The organism is 'Santalum album' aster yellows phytoplasma (assembly GCF_018283495.1).
GTDB classification, from domain to species: domain Bacteria; phylum Bacillota_I; class Bacilli_A; order Acholeplasmatales; family Acholeplasmataceae; genus Phytoplasma; species Phytoplasma asteris.
Genome location: NZ_JAGVSK010000004.1, coordinates 36,004 through 48,123, shown reverse-complemented (window position 1 = coordinate 48,123; position 12,120 = coordinate 36,004). Strand labels below are relative to the sequence as shown.

10 protein-coding genes and 1 tRNA gene are annotated in these 12,120 nt (G+C 25.4%); 1 reads left to right on the top strand and 10 read right to left on the bottom strand.

Annotated features, from left to right (window positions below):
* Positions 1-140: 140 nt before the first annotated feature.
* The 10 genes from KE631_RS01360 to KE631_RS01320 all read right to left on the bottom strand — a co-directional run bounded on the left by KE631_RS01360 (position 141) and on the right by KE631_RS01320 (position 11,122).
* Positions 141-225, bottom strand: a tRNA-Leu gene (locus tag KE631_RS01360).
* 180 nt (positions 226-405) lie between these two features.
* Positions 406-624: a hypothetical protein gene (locus KE631_RS02670; protein WP_338140471.1), complete on the bottom strand. Its 219-nt coding sequence runs from the start codon at positions 622-624 to the stop codon at positions 406-408.
* Positions 625-632: 8 nt separating this feature from the next.
* Positions 633-965: an ABC transporter permease subunit gene (locus tag KE631_RS02665; protein ID WP_212775560.1), complete on the bottom strand. Its 333-nt coding sequence runs from the start codon at positions 963-965 to the stop codon at positions 633-635.
* 410 nt (positions 966-1,375) lie between these two features.
* Positions 1,376-1,642 (bottom strand): hypothetical protein, encoded by a 267-nt coding sequence (locus KE631_RS01350; RefSeq protein WP_212509085.1) that lies wholly within the window; start codon positions 1,640-1,642, stop codon positions 1,376-1,378.
* Positions 1,643-1,726: 84 nt separating this feature from the next.
* On the bottom strand, positions 1,727-2,188 hold the full coding sequence (locus KE631_RS01345; protein WP_212509084.1) for a transporter substrate-binding domain-containing protein: 462 nt from the start codon (positions 2,186-2,188) through the stop codon (positions 1,727-1,729).
* A gap of 917 nt (positions 2,189-3,105) precedes the next feature.
* Positions 3,106-3,918, bottom strand: a complete 813-nt coding sequence (locus KE631_RS01340; protein ID WP_249291089.1) for an amino acid ABC transporter permease — start codon at positions 3,916-3,918, stop codon at positions 3,106-3,108.
* Between the two features lie 145 nt (positions 3,919-4,063).
* Positions 4,064-5,932: a transporter substrate-binding domain-containing protein gene (locus KE631_RS01335; protein WP_212509083.1), complete on the bottom strand. Its 1,869-nt coding sequence runs from the start codon at positions 5,930-5,932 to the stop codon at positions 4,064-4,066.
* A 111-nt stretch (positions 5,933-6,043) separates the two neighbouring features.
* Positions 6,044-7,717: an arginine--tRNA ligase gene (argS, locus tag KE631_RS01330; protein WP_212509082.1), complete on the bottom strand. Its 1,674-nt coding sequence runs from the start codon at positions 7,715-7,717 to the stop codon at positions 6,044-6,046.
* 945 nt (positions 7,718-8,662) lie between these two features.
* A complete protein-coding gene (locus tag KE631_RS01325) occupies positions 8,663-9,541 on the bottom strand; it encodes a deoxyribonuclease IV (RefSeq protein WP_212509081.1) in 879 nt (292 codons plus the stop codon).
* A gap of 87 nt (positions 9,542-9,628) precedes the next feature.
* The gene (locus KE631_RS01320; RefSeq protein ID WP_212509080.1) at positions 9,629-11,122 is read right to left on the bottom strand and encodes a DEAD/DEAH box helicase; all 1,494 of its coding nucleotides are present in this window, start codon (positions 11,120-11,122) and stop codon (positions 9,629-9,631) included.
* Positions 11,123-11,306: 184 nt separating this feature from the next.
* Here KE631_RS01320 and KE631_RS01315 point away from each other — a divergent pair, with 184 nt between their 5' ends.
* Positions 11,307-11,558 (top strand): hypothetical protein, encoded by a 252-nt coding sequence (locus KE631_RS01315; protein WP_042068320.1) that lies wholly within the window; start codon positions 11,307-11,309, stop codon positions 11,556-11,558.
* The last annotated feature ends 562 nt before the right edge of the window (positions 11,559-12,120 follow it).

Sequence of the window (12,120 nt, the reverse complement as noted above, 5' to 3'; positions counted from 1 at the left end):
AAGAAAGAGGCAAGAAATCAAAATTGTTGTTTCAAATCGTTTTTTAAAAAATAAAACAAATAAAAAAACACATGAAATTCATGCAATTTTTTATTTGTTATTTCTTTTCATAGATGCAATTATAAATAAAAATAAATTAATGGTACTGATGGTCGGACTCGAACCGACATGAGTATTGCTCGCTTGATTTTGAGTCAAGTGCGTCTACCATTCCGCCACATCAGCTTTTTGTTTTAAATGATAAAAATATCATACTTATATATTATATCAGTTTTATTTTGATTTTTGTTTTTTTTCCTCAAAATCATAAACCAAAATAATATTTACATGCTCGCCACCCAAAAAAAGACCACATTAGCTAATAGCCTTTTATCAGGTTTCGGTGTTAAAACTTTGAAAAATTATTTATTTATGAAGGATATTTTTAGTAAATATTTTGTTTAATAAATTAGTAATAACAATGATACTTAAGTAAAAACCAGTTATCATAGCAAAAGGCAAGATCGGATTAAAAGTCACTCCAGTATTATTTTTAGCTACTAAAGTTAACTCAGAGATGCCTATCATAGCAAAAAAAGAACTATCTTTAATGTTTGTGATGAATTTTTGGATAATAAAAGGCACTGATCTTTTCAAAGCTTGGGGAAAAACAATAGAGAAAAAACTTGTCTTTGGCTCATTCCCAAACTCAATGCCGCTTCAATTTGTCCTTTATCTAAAAATTTGATATTCTGCATTAAAATTACATTAATGTTTGCTAAAGAATTAAGACTCAAAACCAAAAGTCCTGCATTAAGAGAAGTAATAACACCTTTATTACAAAGGTTTCCAATGCCATAATAAACAAGCATTGCTTGGTCTGCTGTTGGCATCGTTTTTAAAATGAAAAATAAAATATCAAAGATCCAACTTATTCCTTTGCTAATTTTTAATATATAAGGATTATTGGATTGGGCATTTTTCATTAAGGTGCATAAAACAGCTATAAAAATCCTAAAAAAAGACCATCAATAGCCAAAATTAAAGTAGTTTTAAGTCCTTCTTTATAAGATGGAAAAGTTTTTCTAATTTGTGACCAAGTATTATTTTTTGCTAGATTAATTGTTTCTTGATGGTTTTCAAAAATATCGTCTACCCATTTTTTGGTTATTTTTTCTATGTTTGTAATTTGTTTTTTTGTTTTTTCAATTTCATTTATTAAGTTTTGTTTTTCATTATCACTTAAAATTGATTTATTTTGTTCTAATGGATTTGTAAGTTCCTTAAGTTTTGCTTTTAGTGTGTCAATATCTGTGATTTTTCCTAATTGTTCTATTTGTTTTGTTGTTAATTTTATTTCTTCATTTTCATGTGTAATTTGTGTTTCTGGATTTGCTCATCTTTCTAATTTGTTTTCCAAGCTATTAAGTTTATTTTTTAAATCTATAATATCTAGAAATTTGCCTTCTTCTTGTTTTACTAATCCCAATTCCAATAATACGGTATTTATCTTTTCTTGTAAATTTGGTATTCTTCTATCTTTATCATTTTTTTTAGGCAAAAACATTCCCAAACCTTGAGGGCAAGCAGAATGACTTAAATTTTTGGAATTCATGTTAAAAAAAGCTAAATTATTATCTGAGGCACAAGCCCATCTAGCCATAAAACTATCTATTACAAAAATATCGGATTTCTTTTGTGAAACATCCTGAAAGTATGCAGGAGGACTACTTAATTCGTTGTTTTTTTAACAAGTGGCTGTGATTCTTGCATATTTGTTTGCGCTACTATTTTTTTCAATTACTGGGATTGCAGCAGTATTTTGGAATGTTACAAATTGAATTGGTTCGTTTGGAGTTGCTATTTTTTTTAATTCATCGCAAAAACCTTCAAAATTTATTTCTTCTTTTTGGATTAAACCTTCAAATCTTTTGTCATTCCTTCTTACTATCATGCTAGTTTGGGCTTGGATATAAGCCTTAGAATGATCAAGTTTTTTGCTTCTTTCTTCTGTAATGCTCATGCATGTAATTGCTACATCAATTTTTTCTTGGTTTAAAGCAGCTAAAACTCCTTCAAAATCTAAAACATTGATTTCTAATTCCAAATTTAGTTTATCAGCTATTTTTTTGATTAAACTTATCTCAAACCCTGCTATATTTTCTTTATTTTTGGCTTTCAAAGAATCTGATGTATTGAGGTGTTCCATTTTTTTAGACATTTTTTTAAGTGTAATGAAATTATTTGTTAGTTTGAAAAGATAAGAAATTATCTATTTAATTTTAAGTCTTAAAGAGTAATTTTGAAATAAAAAAGTGTCTAAAAAAATGGAACAGTTCAACGATTTAATCTCCCCAAAAACATTAGAACAGAATCGTTAGTTGTTGCCACTATTAATTTGGGTTTGGATGATTTTTTTGCTTGGTGAATGTTAATTCCAAAAACTTGGAAATGCAACCAAATTAGAATTATAAAACTAATTAATAATGTAGAAATTTTAAATATCTTTATATTTTTTTTATTTTTGAAAACGTTTTTAAAAAAATTTGATAAAACATTGAAAAAAAATACCGTTTTGTATTCATGTTTTTTTACATCCTTTTTTACTGTTAATTTTGATAATTAAATAAATTAAATGATAAAAGTTAATTGTAATAAATAAAAAATGATAAAAAATAAAAAATGATAGTAATGATAGTTTTAGTCTGTTTTTTATAATAATTTTTTGATTGTTTTGTTCTTTTTTGGATTGTATTTGTCTTTTTTGTGTCTTTGTTTCTTTGGTTTTCTTTTTTAAATATTTTGCTATTTATATATGCTAAAATTGATATAAGTATTTAGTCTTGTATCTAAATCAACGCCCATCGTTATCTCCTAATATAATTAAAATTTGAGTTGTAAACAATAATAAAAACAATAAAGTTGATACAAATATGTAGTTTTATATTTGAAATTAACATTCATTGCTTTTATCTCCTGACGTTTTTGATATTTAGAATATTTATTTGGGAAAAATTAAATATTTACACTTATTTTTATTATACACAAAAATAGCTAAAAATCGTATAAAAAAAGACCACATTTATTAATGGTCTTTCTTATAGTGTTGATTTTTTAAATATTTCATTATGCTTTTGGTTGTAATAATTTAATATTTTTTTCTAATAATTTGTTTGATAAATTAGTAATGCTGATAATGATTAAGTAAAAACAAGATATTGTAACAAAAGGTAGAATCGGATTAAAGGTAGAGCCCATATTGCTTTGTGCTTGCCAAGAAAGTTCGGCAATTCCTATAATGGCAAAAAAAGAACTATCCTTAATGTTTGTGATGAATTGTTGGATAATAAAAGGCACTGATCTTTTTAAAGCTTGGTGGAAGATAATAGAGAAAAAAACTTGCTTTTGGTTCATCCCTAAAGAATGAGCGGCTTCAATTTGTCCTTTATCTAAGAATTTAATATTTTGCATTAAAATTACAGTAATGTTTGCTAAAGAATTAAGTACTAAAACAAAAAGACCTGCATACAAACGTTTAATTTCAAAAAGATCTTTGCAAAGATAACCAATACCATAAAAAACAAGCATTGCTTGGGCAGCTACAGGAATTCCTTTTAAAATAAAAAATAAAGTATCTAAAAAATAAGTTGTTCCTTTGTTAATATTTAATATTATTTTATTATGGGATTGAGAGTTTTTAATTAAAGTATATGAAGTTGCAAATAAAAAACCAATAATAAGACCATCAATAGCTAAAATTAAAGTGGTTTTGAGTCCTTCTAGATAAGATGGAAAAGTTTCTTTGATTTGATGCCAAGTAGTGCTTTTAGAAAGCATGTCTTTGTGGTTGTCAAAAACTGTTTTTAATCTTGTTTCTGATTCACTTTCTATTTTTTTTGTTTTGGTTGAAAAATGCCATCCAAATACTGAAAAATGCAACCATACCAACAATATAGAGCTAATTGATAATGTAATAATTTTGAATATTTTTATATTATTTTTCTTTTGGAAAATATTTTTTAAAAATGAGTTTTTATTAATTAAATTAATGAAATTGTTCACTTCCTTTTCTATTCTTTTTCTTTTATTTTTTCAATTTAATATTTTTTTCTAACATTTTGCTTAAAAAACCAGTCATACTAATAATTATTAAATAAAAACAAGATATCATTACAAAAGGCAAGATTGGATTTAAGGTAGAGCCCATATTGCTTTGTGCTTGCCAAGAAAGTTCGGCAACTCCTATAATGGCAAAAAAAGAACTATCCTTAATGTTTGTGATTAATTGTTGCAAAATAAAAGGAACTGACCTTTTTAAAGTTTGAGGAAAGACAATAGAGAGAAAAACTTGCTTTTGGTTCATCCCCAAAGAATGAGCAGCTTCAATTTGTCCTTTATCTAAGAATTTAATATTTTGCATTAAAATCATTGTAATACTTGCTAAAGAATTAAGTATTAAAACAAAAATTCCTGCGTGTAAAGGATTAAAATTTCCTTTAAAAAGAAAAGTAATGCTGTAATAAATAAGCATTGCTTGGGCAGCTACAGGAATGCCCTTTAAGACAAAAAACAAAGCATTTATGGAAGTATTTAATATTTTTATTATAGCAACTATCAAGAAATTATTTTTGTGATAATCTAATTTTATATTTTTAATTAAAGTGCATATAATAGCTAATAAAAAGCCAACAATAAGACTGTCAATAGCTAAAATTAAAGTAGTTTTGAGTCCTTTTAGATAAGATGGAATGGTTTTTTGGGCTTGGATAAAAATCTTTTTTGTTGGTAGTTCAATTGTTTCTTTGTTTTCATTAAAGACTTCATCTAGTCGTTTTTTTACTTTTTTTTCTATTTCTTCTATTTCTTCTATTTTATTTTTATCTTCTGAACTAACTTCTTCTTTACTAGTTTCTTTTAATTCATGATTTTTTTTCTTTAAGTCTATGATGTCTTGGAATTCGCCTTTTTCATCTTTTTTAACTAAATCCAATTCTACCAATGCTGCATTTATCTTTTTTTGTAAATTTGGTATTCTTCTATCTTCATCATTTTTTTGAGGAAAAAATATTCCTAAACCTTGGGGACAAGTAGAATGTTCTAAGTTATTAGAATACACATCAAAATATGTCAAATCTTGATTTATTTCATAAGCCCATCTAGCTAAACAATTATCTGTTATAAACATATCTGATTTTCCTTGTAAAATATCAGTAAAACATGCAGATGAACTTGTTAATTCGTTATTTTTGATGACATATTCTTTTTCTTTATTAGTATCTGATTTGATTTTTTCAATTACTGGGATTGCAACAGTATTTAGAAATGTTATAAATTTAATGGGTTTTTCTTTTCCTAAATCTTTTAATTTTTGGCAAAATTCATTATAATTTATTTTTATTTCTTTGTTATTGTTTGGCTCTTGTTGTTTTCTTAAATTATCCAATAAATCATCAAATCTTTTGTTTCTTACTACTATGCTGGTTCCAGTTTGCATATAGGCTTTAGAAACATCGTATTTTTCTTTTCTTTTGTCTGTAATACTCAAAGACGCAACTGCGATGTCAATTGTTTCTTGTTCTAAGGCATTAAGAAGTCCTGCAAAATCAAAGACATGAAATTCTAATTCTAAATCTAGTTTATCAGCTATATTATTGATTAAATCAATATCAAAACCCGCTATATATTCACCGTTTACAGCTTTTTTGGCCTTCTTTCCCTCATTTTGTTCTAAAACTTTAAAAACATTAGGAGCAGAATTGTTGTTAACTCCTACTTTTAAAATGGTTTTCTTTTTGGAATTATTTTTTATATGGAAATATTCAAATATTGATAAATTCAGCCATATTAAAAATAAAAAACTAATTAATAATGCAGTAATTTTTAACATTTGGTTTTTATTGGTATTTTGGAAAATGTTTTTAAAAAAATGTTTTTTATCAATGAAAATAATCACTTCCTTCTTTTAATTATTGGGTGGTTGTTTGGGTTTTCTTTTTTTAGTTTTTTAGTTTTGGATTTGTGGATTTAATTGTTTTATGAAAAATAAGGTATTTTTTAAAAATTACTACATATTTTCTAAAAAAGGAACCCCTAAAATTCTTAAACTTTCTTTAAGAGTGATAAAAACTGCTTGGATTAATAAAAGATTAGTGTTTGTAGTGGTTTTATCATCTGTTAAAATCTTTTCTTGTGAATATAAAAAGTTAACATTTTGAGTTATTTTTAACATATATTTTGCCAAAATACTTGGCATATTGTCTTTTTGGGCTTTTTGCAAAATTAAAGGAAACTGGTCTAATAATTTTACTAAAATAAAATAATGGTCTTTTTGATAAATGGTTTTGTCAATTAAGTTTGTGTCTAGTTTTTCTTTGTTTAAAAGGGAATTTAGACGTGCTGCTGTGTATTGAAGATAAGGTCCTGTTTGTCCTTTAAATTGTAAAATAGTTTCTAAATTAAAATCAATATCTAGATGTCTATCGTTTTTAAGGTCGTTAAAAATGATGGCTCCTACAGCGATTTTGCGTGCAGTTTGTTTAAGATTTGATAAATGAGGATTTTTTTCTTCAATGATTTTTTGGGCTAAAATAGTAGCTTGATTAATTACTTCAATTAAGGTAGTAAATTTGTGATGTCTAGTAGAAATTTTTTTGCCATCCATCAAAACTAAACCAAAATTAATGTGTTTTATTTTAGTGTCACAGTATCCCATTTTTTCAATTATTTGGGCTAATTGTTTAAAGTAAAGTTTTTGTTCGTTGCCTACAACATATAAAACATTTTGACAATTAAAAGTGTTACAACGATATTTAAAAGTAGTTAGATCTCTTGTTAAATACAAGGTGCTGCCATTAGTTTTTTTCACTAAACCAGGAGGTAAATTATCAAGTTCTATAAGCAAAACTTGGTCTTCTTCTTTTAAAAGCTTTTTTTGTTCTAATTCTTCAAAAAGAGGAGCGATTTTGTCATTATAAAAAGATTCTCCCAAGAAAAAATCAAATGAAATCCCCAAAATATCATAAATTTTGCAAAATTCTTGTAAAGACACTTCGCGGAACCATTTCCACAAATCGAGATATTTTTGGTTTTGTTGTTCTAATTTTAAAAAAGCAAAATTGGCTTGTTCGTTTAATTCAGGATTGGTTTTGGCTTGTTGATGAAAAAAAACATATAATTTTTGTAGTTCGTTAATTGGGTCTTTTAGGATTTTTTCTTTGTTGCCCCATTTTTGATAAGCTACAATCATTTTGCCAAATTGCGTTCCCCAGTCTCCTAAGTGATTGATTCCTACTACCTCAAAACCTAATTTTTGATAAATATTTTTGAGAGCGTTTCCAATAACAGTAGAACGCAGATGACCAACAGAAAAGTTTTTAGCAATATTAGGAGAAGAATAATCAATAACTATGGTTTGATTTTGATTGGGAAAATTGCCATAATTAGCTTGTAATTCGTTGATTTTGAGTAATATTTCGTAAGCTAATGAAGCTCTTTTAATTTTGATATTTAAAAAACCGTTTAAAAACATTAATTCTTGGATTTCGTTTATTGTGACAAGGTTTTTTTTGATATTTTCAAAAATAATATGAGGGTTAGTTTTGGTTTTTTTGGCATAAGCAAACAAAGGTAAAGAAAAATCAAATTTGTCATTTTCCAGTTGTTCTTGTAAAATTAATTCTTCTAATAAAACTTTTTGGATTGCATTTTGGATTTTGCTTTTGGTGGTTTGTAAATTCATGATTGCAGTTCCTTTCTTTTTGGATTGTAAAATAAAAAATGATTCCTGAATGATGACAATAAATGATAAAATAATGAAATTATTAAAAACTTTTTACCTAAAATTTGTCTCGTTAATTTTTTGATAAACATTTTTGATAAACATTTTTGATAAACATTTTTGATAAACATTTTTGATAAACATTTTTGATATTTTAAGATATATAAACATATTTTATAAAATTATTATAGCATTTTTTATAATTTTTGTTTGAAAAAAGTTAAGATACTTATTTTGGTATTTGTAAATTAGAAAGAAAAATATTAAGAATTGCAAAAAAATTTTTGTTGTTGGGTTTGGTTTGGGTTAATTTTAGTAATAAAATGTTTTTAAATGCATTTATGCATTTTTTTATTCATAAAATTTTATTAAATAATATTAAAAAATAGCCTAAATGTTAAAAAGTACTCTTTTTATATTTTGGTATTCCTAATTAAAATTAAAAAAACAACCCTTTAATTTGCAAAAGAGTTGTTAAATAATAAATTATTTTTTTAATTAGAAAGTAAATATTTTATCTAGTTTGGTAAGGTTAGTTAATATTTCTTAAAAAATCAACTTTTAAACCAAATTTTAATATTAAAATTAATAAAATAATACCAATAATTATTTTGATGATACTACGTAAAAAGAAAAAAAATAATCCGATGATAAAAGCAATAATTATCATTTGATAATTGGGATTTAATGTGTTCCAAAAAGAAAATATATTGCTTATAATTTGTTTTTTATCGATGATTTTAAAACCTTACTAATGATTGTATTTTTCGATGTTCAACATTATTAAAATTCTATATTAAAAGTCTAAAATAGTTTTAGAAAATATTTTAATAAACAATAAACACCAATATTAATTATAAGTGATTTTGGATTTTTTCAAACTTGTTTTAATGATTAGTTTGTTTTTTAAAATAATTTTTTTAATTCGGGGTTAAAAGCTTTGGCTTTAATCATTTCAATTTCGCGTTTATAAGGTGCTTTGTCATTGATATAGGGAGTTTCTAAAATTTTAGGGATACAAGCAAAAGCACGATGATAGATAATTTTGATTAAAGTTTCAAAACCGATTTTGCCAAAACCGATGTTTTCATGGCGGTCTTTGTGACTATTACATTCGTTTTTAGAGTCGTTAATATGAATTACAGAGATATTTTGAAATCCTAAAATGGAATCTATCTTTTGGATAATTTCTTCTAAGTTTTCTTTTAAATCATAGCCAGCATCAAAAAGATGACAAGTATCAAGACAAAAAGAAACTCTTGTGTTGTTTGTAACTTGGGTTCTTATTTGTTGCAATTCTTCTAGGTTTTTACCAATTTCAGTTCCCTTGCCTGCCATAGTTTCTAAGGCAACTTGGGTTTTTAAATGTTTAGTTTTTGCAAAAATTAAATCAAGGCTTTGAGCAATTAAACCAATTCCTTCTTGGGGGTTTGTTTTGAGATAGTTTCCTGGATGTAAAACCATTTTATTAATTTTCATTGCTGCAAAACGTTCTAATTCTTGGGATAAAAAATCAATTGCAAAAGCCCTTTTAGTCTCGTCGGGATTAGCAAGATTGATAATATAAGGAGCGTGCCCTACCAAATTATTTAAAGATAAATTGTTGTTTTGGACAATTTCTAAGGCTTCTTTAATTTTTAATTCTTCGGTTTTGGTTCTTATCGTATTTTGTGGAGCACCGCTATAAACCATCAAAGCATTAGCACCATAAGAAATGGCAGTTTGGATGGCTCCTTGAAAATTATGTGGTTTTTTCATAGCAACATGGCTTCCCAAAAATAACATGATAAAAGCTCCTTTATTGGTTTTTTTGGTTATTATTTATAAATTAGTTTAGTTTTTTCTTGATAATTAGTTTTGTAATTCGTTAATTTATTTTTTTGATGGTTTTTTTGATTTGTATTTGGCTTTTGGTTTGAATTTTGTTTGCAAAAAAGTACTTTTGCTTTTGGGGGATTGGTTTTCTTTTTGGTTCTTTTTCTTATAATTGGGTTTTACTTGTTTGCTTTTAGTTTTTTTGTTGTTGTTTGTTTCTTGGACTGTGTTTTGAGTTTTATTTGGTGTTTCCAAAGCAGAATCTTTATTATTTTCTTTTTTAGGAAGTTTGGATTCTTTGGTAAATTTGTTTTGTTTGAAAAATTGTTTTTGGCTAGATTGGTTGTAATTGTTTTTTTGGTTAGTTTGATTATTTTGATTTTTTTGAATGTTTTTGGTATTTTTATTGTTTTTATTTGGCTTATCAGTTTTGGTAGTTGTAATAGTTTTGTAATTTTGAGTTCTTATAAAACCATCTTTATTTAAAGAGGCTTGATGAAAAGTAATTCCTAATTGAATTAATTTATTAATTTTGTCTTTTTGTTTAATGTCTTGGGGGTCGTACAAAACAATGATTTCACCTTTTTTGCCCATTCTTGATGTTCTACCACTTCTGTGGAAAAAAAATTCAAGGTGTGAAGGTAAGTTGTAGTGAATAACACAAGAAGCATCAAAATCAATTCCTCTAGCTGCAAGATCTGATGCAATTACGTACTGATATTTTAATTTATGGATAGCTTTAAGGCTTTGTTTTCTTTGTTTAACTGATAAAGCAGAGTTGTAATTAAGCAATTTGAGACTGTCATTTTGTAAAGTTTGAAATATTAATTCTTGTTCTTTTTTTTCATTGACAAATACTAGTGCTAAATAAGGATTAAGGACTTTGGTAAGATGAATTAAGGTCTGCATTCTGCTTGTAGTTGTTTCTAATAAATAAAAAGTACGATTAAGATTACTTTGTTTATAAACATCAATAAAAGTAGATTTACCAAAATAACGATTAATAAAAGGTTTTAATTGTTCGGTAATGGTAGCTGAAAATAATAAAATTTTGGCTTTAAGATGATTAATTAAAGGGTCTAGGGAAGTTAAAAATACCTCATCAAACATCATATCAGCTTCATCAAGGACTAAATAAGATACATATTTTAAGTTAATTTTTTTGAGTTTAAACGCGTATTCTAATAACTTATCGGGAGTTGCAATAATTAATGGAGGTTGTTTTTTTTCAAAAGTAGCAATTGCTTTTTGTTTATCCATTCCTCCGTAAAGAATTTTGGTAAAATTAGTTTTTTCAATTTGTTTAAACATTTCCCATACTTGAAATACTAAATCATTGGTAGGGACTAAAATAATTGCTTGAGTAAATGGTTTTTGGAAATCAATTTTACTTAATATCGGTAAAAGATAAGCATGGGTTTTGCCTGTTCCTGTAGGAGCAATTCCTACTAGATTACCTGGTTTTTCAAATTGTGAAAAGACTTCTTTTTGGATGGGAGTTAAAGTTTGGAATTGAAGTTGTAATATTTTTTTTTGAATATAGTTTTGCAAGTTAAAAACCTCCTTAAATCATATATATTATACCAGTATTTTTGTAATTTGGAAGTATTTTAGTAATAAATTAATTTTGTTGCAATAAATTGTTGAAAAAAACTTATTTCCAGTTAAAATATAAGTAAGTCTTTGACTTGATTATAAATTATAATGACATATATTAAGGAAAGAAAATAGGGTAATGAAAACAAATAAAAATAATAAGAATAATGATAATAAGAAAAAGAAAAAACAAAACAATAATGATTTAAAACAAAGTAAGAAATATAATAATAAAACTAAATTAACCAAAGATAATAAAAATGTTAAATCAAATAAAAAAGGTTTTAACTTTAGTTTTTCTAATTTATTAGCTTGGGGTGTTGTTGTTTGTTTGTGTTCAATTCCTTTATATTATATATCTGCTACTGTTTGGGAACAAATAAAGAAATAATTAAAATTTAATCTAAGATATAAAAAACTATTTTCTTAATGAAAATAGTTTTTATCTTTATATATGGATTGTTTAGTTAATCAATTGTTATTTAGTATTTTTGTATAATTCTTCTTTTCCTTTGGGAGATAATTCTTTGTATATTACATTATAAAGATTTTGTTGTTCTTTTAAGGCATTGAACTGTTCCGTTTTTTTAGACACTTTTTAAGTTTAATGAAATTATTTGTTAGTTTGAAAAGATAAGAAATTATCTATTTAATTTTAAGTCTTAAAGAGTAATTTTTAAATAAAAAAATGTCTAAAAAAACGGAACAGTTCATACATACCAAAAAAACATCCCTTTACTCTCCTTTCTCCTTTTAGTTTTCAGGGAATAAAAAACTACCTTACCTTTATTTTACTCTTTTTTTTGCAAGTTTTTTGCTCATTTTCCATTACTTTTCTCACCTTTTATATCATTTTCTTATCTTTTATTACTTTTTGCTAATCTTTTTTGTTATAATTAACAAAGAAATTATTATTTATAAATAATATATATAAGCCGATATAAATATAAAGG